This is a genomic window from Pseudomonas sp. QS1027, from assembly GCF_002814235.1.
Classification (GTDB): Bacteria; Pseudomonadota; Gammaproteobacteria; order Pseudomonadales; family Pseudomonadaceae; genus Aquipseudomonas.
On the sequence record NZ_PHSU01000003.1, the window covers coordinates 562955 to 579329 of the forward strand.

13 protein-coding genes and 2 pseudogenes are annotated in these 16375 nt (G+C 56.7%); 9 read left to right on the forward strand and 6 right to left on the reverse strand.

The genetic code is table 11. The features are described from left to right. From hisC to ihfB, 6 genes and pseudogenes are all read left to right on the forward strand, one after another. Positions 1-1113 carry a histidinol-phosphate transaminase gene (gene hisC / locus CWE01_RS03330; protein WP_100939087.1) on the forward strand — a complete coding sequence of 371 codons (1113 nt, stop codon included), beginning with the start codon at positions 1-3 and terminating at the stop codon, positions 1111-1113. Then, positions 1106-2056, forward strand: a pseudogene (locus CWE01_RS03335) (prephenate dehydrogenase/arogenate dehydrogenase family protein); the annotation flags it as partial. The gene hisC and the pseudogene CWE01_RS03335, both read left to right, overlap by 8 nt. Before the next feature lie 5 nt (positions 2057-2061). Continuing rightward, positions 2062-2751 (forward strand): (d)CMP kinase, encoded by a 690-nt coding sequence (gene cmk / locus CWE01_RS03340; protein WP_100939089.1) that lies wholly within the window; start codon positions 2062-2064, stop codon positions 2749-2751. 120 nt (positions 2752-2871) lie between these two features. After that, complete coding sequence (gene rpsA, locus CWE01_RS03345; protein ID WP_100939090.1) at positions 2872-4563, forward strand: 30S ribosomal protein S1; 1692 nt, start codon at positions 2872-2874, stop codon at positions 4561-4563. A gap of 187 nt (positions 4564-4750) precedes the next feature. Next, the gene (locus CWE01_RS03350; RefSeq protein WP_100939091.1) at positions 4751-5032 is read left to right on the forward strand and encodes a hypothetical protein; all 282 of its coding nucleotides are present in this window, start codon (positions 4751-4753) and stop codon (positions 5030-5032) included. 122 nt (positions 5033-5154) lie between these two features. Continuing rightward, positions 5155-5448: an integration host factor subunit beta gene (gene ihfB, locus CWE01_RS03355; protein ID WP_100939092.1), complete on the forward strand. Its 294-nt coding sequence runs from the start codon at positions 5155-5157 to the stop codon at positions 5446-5448. 618 nt (positions 5449-6066) lie between these two features. Here the strand turns inward: ihfB and cysC are convergent. From cysC to CWE01_RS03390, 6 genes and pseudogenes are all read right to left on the reverse strand, one after another. Continuing rightward, positions 6067-6639, reverse strand: a complete 573-nt coding sequence (gene cysC / locus CWE01_RS03365; protein WP_371315602.1) for an adenylyl-sulfate kinase — start codon at positions 6637-6639, stop codon at positions 6067-6069. A 91-nt stretch (positions 6640-6730) separates the two neighbouring features. After that, positions 6731-7873 (reverse strand): glycosyl transferase, encoded by a 1143-nt coding sequence (locus CWE01_RS03370; RefSeq protein WP_100939095.1) that lies wholly within the window; start codon positions 7871-7873, stop codon positions 6731-6733. Then, positions 7864-8973, reverse strand: a complete 1110-nt coding sequence (gene wecB / locus CWE01_RS03375; protein ID WP_100939096.1) for a non-hydrolyzing UDP-N-acetylglucosamine 2-epimerase — start codon at positions 8971-8973, stop codon at positions 7864-7866. The genes CWE01_RS03370 and wecB overlap by 10 nt, the downstream gene beginning before the upstream one ends. A gap of 27 nt (positions 8974-9000) precedes the next feature. Then, positions 9001-11463 (reverse strand): glycosyltransferase, encoded by a 2463-nt coding sequence (locus CWE01_RS03380; RefSeq protein WP_100939097.1) that lies wholly within the window; start codon positions 11461-11463, stop codon positions 9001-9003. A 227-nt stretch (positions 11464-11690) separates the two neighbouring features. Then, positions 11691-12191 (reverse strand): annotated as a pseudogene (locus tag CWE01_RS03385) (ABC transporter ATP-binding protein); the annotation flags it as partial. Continuing rightward, positions 12181-12999 carry an ABC transporter permease gene (locus CWE01_RS03390; RefSeq protein WP_100939219.1) on the reverse strand — a complete coding sequence of 273 codons (819 nt, stop codon included), beginning with the start codon at positions 12997-12999 and terminating at the stop codon, positions 12181-12183. The pseudogene CWE01_RS03385 and the gene CWE01_RS03390, both read right to left, overlap by 11 nt. A gap of 266 nt (positions 13000-13265) precedes the next feature. Between CWE01_RS03390 and CWE01_RS03395 the strand changes: the two genes are divergently transcribed. The 3 genes from CWE01_RS03395 to CWE01_RS03405 all read left to right on the forward strand — a co-directional run bounded on the left by CWE01_RS03395 (position 13266) and on the right by CWE01_RS03405 (position 16323). Further along, positions 13266-14249: a glycosyltransferase family 2 protein gene (locus CWE01_RS03395; protein ID WP_256579298.1), complete on the forward strand. Its 984-nt coding sequence runs from the start codon at positions 13266-13268 to the stop codon at positions 14247-14249. A 1-nt stretch (position 14250) separates the two neighbouring features. Beyond that, complete coding sequence (locus tag CWE01_RS03400) at positions 14251-15096, forward strand: NAD(P)-dependent oxidoreductase (RefSeq protein ID WP_100939100.1); 846 nt, start codon at positions 14251-14253, stop codon at positions 15094-15096. A gap of 207 nt (positions 15097-15303) precedes the next feature. Next, complete coding sequence (locus CWE01_RS03405; RefSeq protein ID WP_100939101.1) at positions 15304-16323, forward strand: glycosyltransferase family 4 protein; 1020 nt, start codon at positions 15304-15306, stop codon at positions 16321-16323. Positions 16324-16375 lie beyond the last annotated feature (52 nt).

Here is a 16375-nt window from a genome sequence, read left to right on the forward strand (position 1 = left end):
ATGAGCGGTAACTTCCTCGCCCTGGCGCAGCCGGGCGTGCAACAACTGTCGCCTTACGTTCCGGGCAAGCCCGTGGACGAGCTGGCCCGTGAGCTGGATATCGATCCGGCGCGGATCATCAAGCTGGCGAGCAACGAAAATCCCCTGGGGGCGAGTCCCAAGGCCCTGGCGGCGATTCACGATGCCCTGGCGGACTTGACCCGTTACCCGGACGGCAATGGTTTCGAACTCAAGCAGCGTCTGTCCGAGTTGTGCCGGGTGCAGGCCTGCCAGGTGACCCTGGGCAACGGTTCCAACGATATTCTTGAACTGGTTGCCCGTGCCTACCTGGCGCCGGGGTTGAACGCGGTGTTCAGCGAACACGCCTTTGCGATCTACCCCATCGTCACCCAGGCAGTGAATGCCGAGGCCCGTGTGGCGCCGGCCAAGGACTTCGGTCATGACCTGGCGGCGATGCTCGCGGCCATCGACGAGAACACCCGTGTGGTGTTTATCGCCAACCCGAACAACCCGACCGGTACCTGGTTCGGCCCGCGGGCGCTGGAGACGTTTCTCGCCGCGGTGCCGCAGGACGTTCTGGTGGTACTGGACGAGGCTTATATCGAGTATGCCGAGGGTGTCGACCTGCCGGATGGCTTGAACTACCTGGCGAGCTATCCGAACCTGCTGGTTTCGCGGACGTTCTCCAAGGCTTACGGTCTGGCGGCTTTGCGCGTCGGTTATGCGCTGTCGTCGCCCGCCGTGGCGGATATCCTCAATCGCGTTCGCCAGCCGTTCAACGTCAACAGCCTGGCGCTGGTCGCGGCCCGTGCGGCACTCGACGATGTCGAGTATGTCGCCCGTAGCCGAAGCTTGAACGAAGCCGGCATGCAGCAACTGGAAGAAGGTTTTCGCCAGTTGGGGCTGAGCTGGATTCCTTCGAAGGCCAACTTCATCGCGGTCGATGTCGGTCGTGAGGCAGGTCCCGTGTATCAGGGCTTGCTGCGTGAAGGTGTGATCGTGCGTCCGGTGGCCGGCTATGGCCTGCCGAAGCACCTGCGGGTCAGCATTGGCCTGGCCAGCGAGAACAGTCGTTTGCTGGAGGCGCTGGCCAAGGTCCTGGCCCGTGGTTGATGTCATGTCGATGCAATCTGTGAGGCCTATGATCGGCCGCCTTGTGGTGGTTGGCCTGGGTTTGATCGGCGGATCCTTTGCCAAGGGACTGCGGGAAAGCGGTCTGTGCCGGGAAGTGGTGGGTGTCGATCTCGATCCGCACTCCCGTGAGCTCGCGGTCGAGCTGGGTGTGGTCGATCGCTGTGAGGCCGACCTGGCGACTGCTTGCCAGGGCGCCGATGTGATTCAACTGGCGGTGCCGATCCTGGCCATGGAGAAAATGCTCGGCTTGCTGGCGGACATGGACCTGGGCCACGCGATCCTCACGGATGTCGGCAGTGCCAAGGGTAATGTGGTGCGTGCCGCCGGTCGGGCCTTTGGTGGCATGCCGCCGCGGTTTGTCCCGGGGCACCCGATTGCCGGGTCCGAACAGAGTGGCGTGCAGGCTTCCAACAGCGCGCTGTTCCGTCGGCACAAGGTGATCCTGACGCCGCTGGCCGAGACCGATCCGTCGGCGCTGGCGACGGTCGATGCGCTCTGGCGGGCCCTGGGTGCGGATGTCGAGCACATGCAGGTCGAGCGCCACGACGAAGTGCTGGCGGCGACCAGTCATCTGCCGCACCTGCTGGCCTTCGGCCTGGTGGACTCGTTGGCCAAACGCAACGAGAACCTGGAGATTTTTCGCTACGCCGCTGGTGGATTCCGCGATTTCACGCGGATCGCTGGCAGCGATCCGGTGATGTGGCACGATATCTTCCTGGCCAATCGGGATGCTGTGCTGCGTGCGCTGGACACCTTTCGCGGTGACCTGGACGTCTTGCGTGACGCGGTCGATGCCGGGGATGGGCCTCAGTTGCTGGAAGTATTCCAGCGTGCGCAAGCGGCGCGCGAGCATTTCGGCAGAATCCTGGCCCGTCGGGCCCGCAAGGGCACCCAGAACGCCAATGATGATCACAAAGAGGCACGGTCGTGAATATTCAAGCTCCAGTTATCACCATTGACGGGCCGAGCGGTTCGGGCAAGGGCACGGTCGCCGGGATTCTGGCCAAGCGCCTGAACTGGTGCCTGCTGGATTCCGGCGCGCTGTATCGGTTGCTGGCGTTCGCTGCGCGCAACCATGGGGTCGACCTGACCAACGAGGAGTTGCTCAAGGCCCTGGCCGCTCACCTGGATGTGCAGTTCGTCGGTGCAACCAGCGATCGTACGGCGCGGATCATCCTCGAGGGTGACGACGTCACCGAAGATATCCGCAACGAACAGGTCGGTGCCTGGGCTTCCCAGGTGGCGGCGTTGCCGGCGGTGCGCGAGGCTTTGCTGCAACGCCAGCGGGCGTTCCAGGAGCCGCCGGGCCTGGTGGCCGATGGCCGGGACATGGGCACGGTGGTGTTTCCCGATGCGCCGTTGAAGATTTTCCTGACTGCCAGCTCCGAGGAGAGGGCTCGTCGCCGGTACTTGCAGTTGAAGGCCAAGGGCGATGATGTTAGTCTGTCGAGTCTGCTAGATGAGATACGTGCACGCGATGAGCGTGACACCCAGCGAGCGGTAGCCCCGCTCAAGCCGGCGGCTGACGCGATACAGCTGGATTCCACGGAATTGTCCATCGAGCAGGTGCTGGAACGCATCATGAGCGAGATCGCCATTCGCGATATCGCCGGGTGAACAAGAGGTGTGCAGGGGACCAGTCATAGTCCTGCGCGGCCTCTTTCATATGAACGTAACCCACACCGTCTGGGGTGTGGCAGATGGGCGTATTCTTCGCCCTTATCAACAGGAATTAAAATGAGCGAAAGCTTTGCGGAACTCTTTGAAGAGAGCTTGAAGACCCTTAATCTTCAGGCTGGTTCGATCATCACCGGTGTTATCGTTGATATCGATTACCAAGCTCGTTGGGTCACTGTCCACGCTGGTCTGAAGTCTGAAGCTCTGATCCCGCTGGAACAGTTCTACAACGATGCTGGCGAGCTGAACATCAACGTCGGTGACGAAGTTCACGTGGCGCTGGATTCGGTTGAAGATGGCTTTGGTGAAACCAAGCTGTCCCGTGAAAAAGCCAAGCGCGCTGAATGCTGGATCGTTCTGGAAGCAGCCTTCGCAGCCGAAGAAGTGGTCAAGGGCGTTATCAACGGTAAGGTTAAAGGCGGCTTCACTGTCGACGTTAACGGCATCCGTGCGTTCCTGCCAGGTTCTCTGGTTGACGTCCGTCCAGTGCGCGACACCACGCACCTGGAAGGCAAAGAGCTCGAGTTCAAGGTCATCAAGCTCGACCAGAAACGCAACAACGTTGTCGTTTCCCGTCGCAGCGTCCTGGAAGCCGAGAACTCCGCCGAGCGTGAAGCTCTGCTGGAATCCCTGCAGGAAGGTCAGCAAGTCAAAGGTATCGTCAAGAACCTCACCGATTACGGCGCATTCGTCGATCTGGGTGGCGTCGATGGCCTGCTGCACATCACCGACATGGCTTGGAAGCGTATCAAGCACCCATCGGAAATCGTCAACGTTGGCGACGAGATCGATGTCAAGGTTCTGAAGTACGATCGCGAACGCAATCGTGTTTCCCTGGGCCTCAAGCAACTGGGCGAAGATCCATGGGTTGCTATCAAAGCCCGTTACCCAGAAAGCACTCGCGTCACCGCTCGCGTTACCAACCTGACCGACTACGGCTGCTTCGCTGAGCTGGAAGAAGGCGTTGAAGGCCTGGTACACGTTTCCGAAATGGACTGGACCAACAAGAACATCCACCCTTCGAAAGTCGTACAAGTCGGCGACGAAGTGGAAGTCATGGTTCTGGACATCGACGAAGAGCGTCGTCGTATCTCCCTGGGCATCAAGCAGTGCAAATCTAACCCATGGGAAGATTTCTCTGGCCAGTTCAACAAGGGCGATAAAATCTCCGGCACCATCAAGTCGATCACCGATTTCGGTATCTTCATTGGTCTGGACGGCGGCATCGACGGTCTGGTTCACCTGTCCGACATCTCCTGGAACGAAGTGGGCGAAGAAGCCGTACGTCGTTTCAAGAAGGGCGACGAGCTGGACACCGTTATCCTGTCGGTTGACCCAGAGCGCGAGCGCATCTCCCTGGGGATCAAGCAACTGGAAAGCGACCCGTTCTCCGAGTACGTCTCGGTTAACGACAAAGGCGCCATCGTTAAAGGTATCGTGAAAGAAGTTGACGCCAAAGGCGCCATCATCGTTCTGGCCGACGATATCGAAGCGACTCTGAAAGCCTCCGAAATCAGCCGTGACCGCGTTGAAGACGCGCGCAACGTTCTGAAAGAAGGCGAAGAAGTAGAAGCCAAGATCATCAGCGTTGACCGCAAGAGCCGCGTGATCCAGCTGTCGATCAAGTCGAAAGACGTTGAAGACGAAAAAGAAGCCATCCAGAGCCTGCGCGACAAGCCAGCTGCTTCGGATGCTCCAGTCGACACCACTCTCGGTGCTCTGCTGCGTGCTCAGATGGAAAAACAGAACTAAGTTCTGTCGGACCATAGAAAAAGGGCGACTTCGGTCGCCCTTTTTTGTGCCTGCGATTTGACGTTCAAAATCTGAAACGAATTCAGGGTGGCGACGGTCTTATTTATCAGTGTAAAAACGTTTGTCGTCAGGAACGTTTGGTTTGTGCTCCGTGAGCGGTTCAGGGAGCGCGTCAGTAAGGAAAGGAATGAGCAAGCTAATGATTGTCCTCGCGTTGTTGTTGCTTGCGGGGTGCGTCACCCAGGCGACGACTCACGTCAGGCGCGGTGTGAGCGGTGTCGAGATCGATTGTTCGGGGCTGGGGTCGGACTGGGACAAGTGCTACGCACGAGCGGCCCTGGAGTGCAAGGCTCAGGGCTATAAGGTCGTCACCAAGTCCAGTGATGCCAAGGATGATGGGGATGGATATCTTTTTGGCTGGAATCCGGCGGGTGCTGTCACTCGCACCATGCTGGTGATTTGCAATTAGACGATCCTGTTCCTCGTTTCTTCTGCATGCAGATAAGTCAATAGATGGGCTGTTCAAAACCTTCCGCTCATGCTAAAACCTTCGAAGTGCTTTCCTAGCTGCTTGAAAAAGAAGGGAAAAATATGACGAAGTCGGAGCTGATCGAACGAATTGTCACCCATCAGGGGCTGCTTTCATCCAAGGATGTAGAGCTGGCCATCAAGACCATGCTTGAGCAAATGTCCCAGTGCCTGGCAACCGGCGACCGTATCGAGATCCGCGGGTTTGGGAGTTTTTCGCTGCATTATCGCGCTCCGCGGGTTGGACGAAACCCCAAGACCGGGCAGTCGGTAAGCCTGGATGGGAAGTTCGTACCGCATTTCAAGCCGGGGAAGGAGTTGCGGGATCGGGTGAATGAGGAAGAGGAAGAAGGTTGAGCCACAGGGGGAATTATTCATCCCCTATCCATGTGAGTTGCCGATGCCTGCTTATCCCATCACTCGCTTCGGCTTGAAAATCCAAGGCAGGAACCGTATGCGGTAATTCTGCAGTTACGGATCTGCGCGGGGGAGGCAGATGACTGCCATTCCTACCGCGGTCCGATCAACTGGTTGCTTACCGTCAGCCGACCATTGATTTTTGTTGTTGCTCAAAAGAGCTGTCCAGCGTTCGCACGGACAAAAAGCGACTCTTCGTCCTATCATTCTGAGCAAACTCGGCCGGCAGTTCTCCCCAGAACAACAGGTGCCAGAGCCGCCATAACTTCATCCAGGCTTCGAAGTCAGCCCCGCCTGCGAGCGGCCTGTTCGCCCCGCTCAGGCTGATGCCCGTGGTATGGAGAGTGTCCAGGTGAAATGCCTGGTCTCCATGTATAAATAGAAGCCCGCCTCCATTGGGCGAAGAGACCAGCAGATTATCAAATAGGTGGGGTATGCGTTTCTGTACCGGCAGCCGAAAGTGACGAAATGTAGTCGTCGAGCACTTCTGGATTTCCAAAGTGCTCGTAAACGACAGTGTTTACATAAACGTCCTTGTTCAGGTAGTGGTAGAGCTGATTAATGCGGACCGTTGATCAGGGCGATTAATTGATCCACCCCGGCATCCAGACCCACATTTTGCGTGTCGATTCTCAAGTGGGGCTGTTCGGGGGCTTCGTAAGGAGAAGAAACTCCGGTGAAGTTCGGCAGGTTGCCTGACCTGGCTTTGTTGTACATGCCTTTCGGGTCACGGGACTCACAGACCCCCAATGAGGTGCTGACATGAACCTCACGGAAGTGCTCGGCTCCGATGATTGTCCGGGCCAGTGCACGATCCTGGGTGAAAGGGGAAATAAAGGCCGCAATGACGATGAGGCCGGCATCGTTCATCAATTTCGCCACTTCCGCCACGCGACGGATATTTTCCGTACGATCCTCGGCGCTGAAGCCCAGATTGCTATTGAGCCCATGGCGAACATTATCGCCATCGAGTACGAAAGACAGTTGCCCCTTATCCAGCAGACGTTGTTCCAGGGCAAAGGCCAGGGTCGACTTTCCCGAGGCGCTCAAACCGGTCAACCAGACGGTGATCGGTTTCTGCCTCAGCAATTGCTGGCGGTCTTCCGGTGTCACTTGACTGGCATGCCACATCACGAGTGGAGGTTGTGCGTCGGTCATAAAGGGGCGGTCCTGAATACGTTATGAGGTTTGATATCGGCCGGGCGGCGCAAGACTGCAATAGTCAGCGGCCTCTGGGAGGCGGGGCGCCTGCAAGAGCGTCCGAAAGCAGGCGAGTTGCCGAAAAGCGTGTTGCCCACAAATTGTCCTGGCGAAACGCCTGGATCCTTGAAGAATTGCAGCGGTAGTCAAGCGCCTGTCGGCTTGTCAGGCGTAGATCGCTGTTTTCATCGATCAGCCATACCGCCGTCTCTTTATCGCGCAAGGCCATTTCACCGAAGCGAGTGGAGATCACCGGCAGGCCAAGCGAACGGTATTCGTAGTATTTGATCGGATCGACGGAGGCTGTCAGACGACTGAGCTTGAATGGGATCAAGCCAACCGAGAACGTCGCCATGGCGGCAATGGCCTCGGCATGGGGGCGCTCAGGTAATAACTCGATATTCCCCGGTAGCAGGCAGGGCGGGGGGGTAAAGATCGGGCCGATCAGTCGTATCCGATTTTCGGGGTTGGCCTGTGCCAGCGCGATGACCAAGTCCCAGTCGAACCAGCTGCCAATCGTCCCCACATAGCCCAGCAACTGTTGCTTGGTATCCAGCACCAGCGATTCGAGGGGGGCCAGTTTCTGGATGTCGCAAGCATTCAGGGCCAGCTCCACCTTGTCGGCCACGGCGCCCATCGTTCTACCGATGGCAGTGGAGGAGACCAGGATTTTCGATACCCGCTCAACCAGCAATCGCTCGCGAGTAGCCATGGAGCGACGAGAAAGCCCCTTGTAGAAGGCAGGAAAATCGTCCATGGCATCGTAAACCGCATAGCTTTCGGGCATGCGCGTGAGTAGTTGCAGCGCAAGTTCCGAAGGTTTGCCGACGCAAATCATGCAAGGATGTTCCGCGGCGAAAGCCTGGGCCTTGTTGATGACCTCGCGCCAGAGCAGTGTTTGAAGCAGTCCCGACCCCGGAATGGGCTCGATGGGCAAAACCTTGGGTTTGATCAGATGTAGCCATTTGGTGGGCAGCCACTCTTTGGCTGCTGGGGTTGGAGCAACGGTTTTGCGCTTGAAATCGGATTGTCTCGGCAGTCGTGTGGGGTACGGATCTATCCACAGTACCTCTGACTGCGTTTGCTCGTGATACCAGGCCACGAAGTGGTGCGAGCGCTGGCTGAAGCTGGCCCAGGGGACCGGGGACAGATAGATCATTCGCATGTTTGAAAGTGCCGTACCAGGGTTTCGAGGATACGCCCGGCCGCCAGGCCATCGCCATAAGGAGAGACACCTCGCGCCATGGCTTTATAGGCCGTGGGATCGTCAAGCAATCGCTGGGCCTGTCCGATGATGGTCTCCCGATCTGCACCGACCAGCTTTACCACCCCGAGTTCGACGGCTTCGGGGCGTTCGGTTTCCTCCCTCAGCACCAGTACGGGTTTGCCAAGGGCTGGAGCTTCTTCCTGAACGCCACCGGAGTCACTGATGATCAAGTAGGAGCGCTTCATGGCGGCGACGAACTGTGGGTAGTCCAGGGGCTCGCAAAGCATGATGTTGGACGTCTGGCCCAGTATTTCGTGGGCGACGTCCTTGACGTTGGGGTTGGGGTGGACGGGATAGAGTATCTGCACATCAGCGTTTCTTTCGGCGATCGTCCTGAGTGCCTGGCATATCGAACGGAAGGGCGCGCCGAAGTTCTCGCGGCGGTGGGAGGTCACCAGCACCAGGCGTTTGCTCTCATCCAGTTGCATATCAAGGGCAAGCGGTTTGGCTGCCGCCATCAAGAGTGCATCAATGACGGTATTTCCGGTCATGGTGATCGCCGTTGTGGCAATACCTTCCTGCAACAGGTTTTCCATGGCGCCCTGGGTCGGCGCGAAATGCCAGCGTGCCAGCCTGCCGACGATGACCCGGTTTGCCTCCTCGGGGAACGGGTTGTACAGATCTGCGGTGCGCAATCCTGCCTCAATATGTCCAAATGGAATGCGCTGGTAGAAGCAAGCCAGTGCGGCAGCCATGACCGTCGTGGTATCGCCTTGAGCCAGGACGACATCAGGTTTTTCGGCAAGCAGTACCTCATCGAGCCCTTCCAGCAGGCGTGCGCTCAAGGTCGCAAGGGACTGGTTGGGACGCATGATGTCCAGGTCCATATCTGGAACAATCTCAAAAAAATCAAGGACCTGGTCCAGCATATGGCGATGCTGGGCCGTGGCCAGGACTCGGCAGTTGATACTGCCTTCTGCTTGCAACGCCTTGATCACGGGGGCCATTTTGATGGCCTCGGGGCGTGTGCCAATAATGCAGAGCACCTTCTGGGTCATTCCTTTAGATCCTGTTGTCTGCATGTTTCATGCGTCACGGTATCGATGGGGAGTCCAGGCTCCCCACTTGCTTTCATAAATCGCCTTGTTCTTTTCAAAAAGCGCCTGCTTTTTTTCTGCGCCGAGCTTATTGAAGGACGCCGACAAGTGATGATGGACAAACACATCTTCGGCACAGGCGGCGCGCATACCCTGGTGTTGAATACGACGGCAGTAGTCGTCGTCTTCGAAAAAGCCCAATCCATAGTCTTCACATAAGCCGCCGATCTGCTCATAGCTTGAGCGTGGCAGCATCACGCAGAAAAAGGCCAGGGTATTGATTTCGAACCACTGCCCCATGTGTTGGCGGGTGATGCGGGTGGACTCGGCGTGCATTTCGCCCAGGTGGGTATAGCGCGTGGTGATACGCGCCTCATTGCCAATATTGTTGGTGACCGGTCCGATAATGCCGATGTCATCATTGTCTATCAGATGACGCATCAGGCCCTTGATCCAGCCGGCCGTGACAATCGTGTCATTGTTCAGTATGACCAGGTAGTCACCGCTGGCGGCTGCCAACCCTTGGTTGTTGCCGGCCGCGAAGCCTTTATTGTCCTGGTTGAGAATGATGATGCGGTCTGGGCCGTCCTTGGCCCACTCGGCCAGAAACGCCGGTGTGTCATCGGTGGAGTTGTTGTCAACGACGATAATCTCAAGGTTTTCGTAGTTGCTTTCGTTGACCAGGCTCTTGAGACAGGCCTGGGTCAACTCCAGGTTGTTATAGGTCAGCACCACGACGCTGACTCTTGGCGCGGGCAAGCTGTCGATGGCCTGGCGCAGGGCAATGGCTCGATGTTCCCAAGTCTGGGTTTGCGCGAATTGTTGGCGTGCCAGGCGTGCCGAGTAGGGTTCGGGGAGCTGTTCCAGAACCTCTTGGACGGCGGCGATAAACTCCGCCGGGTTTTCAGCGGTATTGGCCAGGCTGCCGAACTGATCCAGTTCAGGCAGCTTGACCGATACCACGGGCTTGCCGGCGCTCAGGTACTCATAGACTTTCACCGGGTTGGTCGCCAGTGTCAGGGGAATGACCTTGAACGGCAGCAGGCACACGTCCATTGCATGGAGATAGTACGGCAGGGAGGCGTAGGGAACCTCGCCATGCATGACAATGTTCGGGCAACCCTTGAAGTGTTTTTTTGCATTGACCGTATCGTTGCCTATGAGCAATACCAGGTGTTGTGGAAGGGCCTGGGCAAGCTGTTTGACGAGTTGAAGATCGAACCACTCCGCGATCGCGCCGTAGTAACCGATGATTTTTCTGTTTTGGGCATCCCGATAGACTTGCTCTGGCGCTTGGCAGAAGGCGCTGTATTCCGCGGCATTGCGTATCACGCTGACGTTCTGGTTTTCACGTTTGCCGTGCTGTTCGATCCAGGTCGATGTGGCAACCAGCAGGTCCGCTCGACGCATCAGGGCTTTTTCCAGGTCCAGCAGCTCCTGGGCCACATTGCCAAACCCCTCGTGATGATCCATGCAGTCATAGATCAGGGTGGAGTTGGGAACGCATCTGGCGAGCGGAAACCAATAGGCGTGCTGGACAACGCAGTTCACCTTCTCGATCTTTGCCCATTGCATCAACTCCGCCAGACTCAGGCGCAGTTGTTTTATCGCGGCGCTGGTGGGTGGGGCGTGATAGATGGCCGGCGCGCCGGACACATTCAATCTGATCTGGAATAGCCCACTCACGCCCTCAAGGGGTTCAACTTCGAAGCCGGGGCGGTCGTTATCAATGAAGTGGTTGGAAATGTAGAACGTCACCTGGCCGGTTCGTGCCAGCTCTTTGGCCAGGTTCTGTGGGCGCTGGATACGGAAATGCCAGTCAATGACGCCAAAGATAAAGGCGGCCGTCTGCTTTTCGTAAGCTGCTGGTGCTTCGGGGTTGTTCGCTGGCAGTGTCATCAGCGCTGAAAACGGTTGGATTTGAGTGACGGGTGCGGTGTTGCCTTTCAGCCAGCGACGGGCCTTACGGGCCAATTTGCTCTTCTTGCTGGGGGCAAGGGGGAGGTGGGTGTACACATAACGAGCCGAATTGAACAGCATCTTGTGCAGCAGATGGCGCAGCGGTGCACGGTCTATGGTGATTGCCCAGTCCGAGAGACTCAATAGTTCGGTTTGTTTTGACGCAAGCTGCTGATGCAGGTTGGCGATTTGCTCCGACAGTCCCTGGGTTTCAGCTTTTTGCTCCTGAAGCCGTTTCTCGGCTTCCTTGAGTTTCTGCGATACCGCCTGTACCTGTTGCTGGCTGTGCTCCATTTGCCCGGTCAAGCGCCCCAACTCGGACGCGTGCATTGACAGGCAATCATCGAGCCGTTTTTTCTCGATGTGCAGTTGGTCAATGGCTTGGTCTCTGCTTTCGATGACCTTGAGCAATTGCGCGCTTTCGCCCGACTTACGCTCCACTGCACAGGTCAGTTTGTCCATGCGCTCGAGAAGGCGATCAATCTGTTCCATGCTTTTATTTTCCTGTGGGCAAAACGGCCGACCTGAGAGTCTGTCATTAGGTCGACAGCGCGACACCTGCTTTTTATCCGTGCTTTCTGGCGAGTGGGTGGAGGTTAAGGCACCCGATCAATGCTGAAGGTTGTATCGAAATGGATCGGTGTGCAGATTTCTTTGGGGTTTCTGTGCGTGTCATAAAGCCGGGCACCGATGACCTGGCATCTCTGGTCCCCCAGGCACGGGTCAATATTGGCCTGGATGGCAAGCGCCAGGCGCACATACATGCCACTGGAGTAAGTTTTAACCGGTTGTTCGATGTAGTCGCCAATTTCGGCGAATGCTTCTGTTGCGGTATATTTTTCGTCGATCTCTTCAATGCTCAAACCCAGCATGATGCCATTGAGATAAATATTTTCGCGCCCCGTAAACTCAGGGTTGAAGCCGGCCCCCAACTCCAGTAGCGCAGCGATACGGCCATGGGTTTTGATACTGCCACCGCTGGGATTGAGCAGGCCGCAAATGAGTTGCAACAAAGTGGACTTGCCGCTGCCATTGCGGCCGATAATACCGACGGTTTCGCCCTTTTTTATTTGAAAACTAATATCGTTCAGGACCCGACGGGTGTTGAAGTACTGTTTGCGTCGACCGGTAAACATCTGCAGCAAACGCTGAAAGGGTTTTTCGTAGAGATGATAGTGCTTTGACAGCCCCTCAACACTGATCGCCATTTCAGATGACATCAGCAAAGCCCTTGCGTGTTTTTTGAAACCAGGCAAACCCCAGCCACGCCACCAGGAAAGTGACCACATAATAGATAACCAGCCCCTCCCAGTGTGGCCAGGCCCCCCAGAATAGAGCATCGCGGGCCATTTCTACCGGAAAGGTCAGGGGGTTGGACTTGAGAAAAACATGATAACTTTCCGGGAGTGCGGATACCGGATAAAAAATAGGTGACATAAACAACAAGGCGGTGGTCAGGATACCGATCAACTGACTGATGTCACGCAGGTAGACGCTGAGGGCCGCGAGGAACCAACTGACTCCAAGTATCAGTAAGCTCAGGGGGAGAACGATCAGCGGCAGTGACAGGGCGGTCACAGGTGGAATGCCAAACAGCACGACATAAAAAAGCAGCCAGACCAGAAGGCTGATAGCACCGTGAAATAATGCGGCGCCGAGCGATACGAACGGGAGGATTTCCAGGGGGAAGACAATTTTCTTGACGTAATTGGGATTGCTCAAGATCAGCCCGGGAGCACGGTTTACGCACTCGGAGAACAGATTGAAGAGCAGCAATCCGGCAAACAGCACAAGCGCAAATTCGCTCTTCGAGTCGCTTCCGCCTGACCAGCGGGCTTTGAAGACCACACTGAAAAAAAATGTATAGACCAGCAACATGAAGAGCGGGGTGACGAAAGACCAGAGAAGACCCAGTATTGAACCTTTATAGCGGCCTGTGATCTCCCGGAGAATAAGGGCGCGGATCAGGCTCTTGTTGTTCAAGATACTGCTCAGCATTGAGGTGGGAGATGAACTGAACGACTGCATCAGGCTGGTGTCTCGGGTGATCAGGCATCGACTCATGCATGACTTATTTATTAGTAGGTGTGGGGCTGATTATTTTTCGAGTGGTGTCATTCTTGTGGCGTCATTCCTGTGACGTTTTGCATGTCGATGATTAGCTGTTCTCAAGGCGCGTGAGTACTATATATTGCACCGTGGTGGTAGGGAAGCGTTCGCATTCAATGTCGCTTCGACGATTGTAGCAGTAGGTGGCGACTAGGTATCAGAGTTGTTACCGTATGGATCACGGATTGGAAGCTGTTTTGAATTCTATATTGATCTGCAGTGAACAAGCTTCATGTGAAGTACATTCTTCCAATTCTTCGCCTGTGCCGTTGGAAGGTACTTGCGATGTTGTCATTGTTAACTACAATGCAGGCGGATTCTTATCTGAAAGCGTGCTTTCCTCGTGGGCGAGCGGAGCGTCTCGTGTCATTGTGGTGGATAACGCCTCAAGGGACGACAGCCTGGACACGCTGATGTCGCTTCAAGGAGGAGAGCTGCGCATCGTGCGCAATTCGTCCAATCTTGGGTTTGCTGCCGCGTGCAATATCGGCGTCCACCATACGTCGGCCCCTTATGTGTTGTTTCTCAACCCGGATTGCGTGCTGGCCGCCGATGCCTTGGGTGGCATGATCCAGGCGTTGGTGAGTTATCCGCGCTCAGGGATGGTCGGGGGCTTCCTCTGTAATCCCGACGGCACGGAACAGCCGGGTGGCCGGAGAGTTTTTCCGACGCCCAAGCGGGCTTTTTTGCGGGCATTCGGGCTCTCTCGGTTGTCGAAGTTCCTGCCGGCTTCATTTTCCGACTTCTTGCTGCATGAACAACCTCTGCCACGTGAGCCCATGGTCGTGGAAGCCATTTCCGGTGCCTGCATGCTTGTCCGGCGTGAGGCCATCGAATCGGTCGGGCTTTGGGATGAGGGGTATTTTCTCCACTGCGAGGATCTGGATTGGTGCATGCGTTTTCGTCAGGCGGGTTGGGATGTCCTGTATGTGCCGGGCGCCAAGGTAAGCCATCAGTTTGGGGTGTGCAGTCGTAGTCGCCCCTATTTCGTCGAGTGGCACAAGCACCGTGGAATGTTGCGTTTTTATCAGAAGTTCTTTCGCCACCAATATCCCGGGGTTTTGTGGGTGAGTGTGGTGATTGGCGTCTGGCTACGCTTCAGCCTAGTTGTCGCTCGCCATCTGGTTATGGGTGTGGTCGCCTTTTTTAAACAGAAAAAAGGCGCATAAGGTGCGTATTGCGATCCTGGGGGGAGCGAGCTTTCTCGGAGAGCGACTGATCCCGCTGTTGCTGCGTTCCGGTTTTGAGGTGACCTCTTTTACCCGTGACCGCTCTCGGCTTTCCTCCTCTGTAGTGGCGTGGCGGCACATCGACGATTGGCCACGCCTGGAGTTCGACGTCTGTGTCTGCCTGGCGCCGATCTGGGCCCTTCCCGAGTATCTGGAGCGCCTTGCTCGAAGCAAGGTCAAGCGCATCGTTGCCCTCTCCTCAACCAGTCGATATACCAAGTGCGAATCGCCGGATCTTGCCGAGCGGGCGCTGGCCGATCGTCTGGCCGCGAGCGAGTCGGTGCTGGAGCATTGGGCCCGGGATCTTGGGGTCGAGTGGGTGGTGTTACGTCCTACCCTGATCTATGGCTTGGGGCGGGATAAAAATATCTCTGAAGTCGCCCGATTCACCCGGCGATTTGGCTTTTTCCCGTTAGCGGGCGGCGGTACGGGGTTGCGTCAACCTATACATGCCGACGATCTGGCCCAGGTCTGCTTGCGCGCCTTGACCGCGTCCGCTGTCGTGTCGGGAGGTTACAACCTGTCCGGAGGCGAAGTGCTTTCCTATCGGGCGATGGTCATCCGTATATTCGAGGCGCAGCGGCTGCCTGTGCGTATTGTCAGCATCCCGGTGGTTTTTCTGCGCTTGGCCATTTCAATAGCGCGTTGCCTGCCTCGTTATCGGCATCTGTCCGCCGCCATGGCCTCACGAATGGTCGAGGATCTGGTGTTTGATCATTCCGAGGCTCAATGCCAGTTTGGTTTTCTGCCCCGGCCCTTTGAGCTGAGCGATACAGACTTGCCCTGAGCCGCTCGACGGCCAGCAGCTTAGGCAAGGCAGGTCTCATCCCTGGCCGCGGGCGACTCGACCCCTGCGCGAGCTTTCAATGCCTTTTACCGGCAGGCAGAGCCTGACGTGCTATTGCGATGTTGCGTAGAATGGTGGATTGAATTCACGGGCTTCGCTCTTTGCCTTGGCTTGTTTGTGGCCAATGTTCCAGGACTTTTGAACTAGATGATGATTTTGCTGCTGTGCGCGTTCGTACTGGTCTCCTCATTGTTGTTGACCGGTGCGTTACGCCGATACGCGTTGGCTCGCAGTCTGCTGGATGTTCCCAATGGGCGCAGTTCCCATTCTGTTGCAACGCCGCGGGGGGGCGGTGTGGCGATCGTGCTCGCTTTCCTGATCGCATTGCCGGTACTCGCCTGGATGGACAGGTTGCCCGTGGCGGTATTCCTGGCACTGTTTGCGGCCGGTGCGGTTGTCGCCATCGTGGGCTTCCTCGATGATCATGGGCATATAGCCGCTCGTTGGCGTCTACTGGCTCACTTTTCTGCCTCTTTTTGGATCCTGCTTTGTTTGGGGGGCATGCCCGCCCTTAATCTGTTCGGAGCAGAGGTTGATTTGGGCTGGCTGGGGCACATCCTCGCGGCCTTTTACCTTGTGTGGATGCTCAATCTCTATAATTTCATGGATGGCATTGACGGGATTGCCAGTGTCGAAGCTATTTTTGTGTGCCTCGGTGCCTGTCTTGTCTATGAATTGGGCGGTTACGAGGGCTTGGTTTGGGCTCCGCTGTGCCTGGCGCTGGCCGTGGCCGGCTTTCTTTATTGGAATTTTCCACCCGCCCGCATTTTCATGGGCGATGCGGGCAGCGGTTTTCTAGGCATCATGCTGGGCGGGCTTTCTCTCCAGGCCGCTTGGCATTCACCTCATTTGCTGTGGGTATGGTTGATTTTACTGGGCGTATTTATCGTCGATGCGACGTTTACGCTGGGGCGTCGACTGCTCCGTGGAGACAAGGTCTATGAAGCTCATCGCAGTCACGCCTATCAATTTGCCTCGCGCCAGGTGGGACGGCATTTACCCGTGACCCTGGCTGCGCTCGGGATCAATGTCGTCTGGTTATTGCCCATCGGCTTGTGTGTCGGCTTGTCTGTACTGGATGGTCTCACCGGTATGTTGTTGGCTTACGCTCCTTTGGTGTTTATCGCGGTCAGATTTCATGCAGGCGAGTTGGAGAAGGTTGGTTAATCTGTCGTGGCCTGGAGCAGGGTTGGCCGATTGTCGATCCAGGACGATGAAA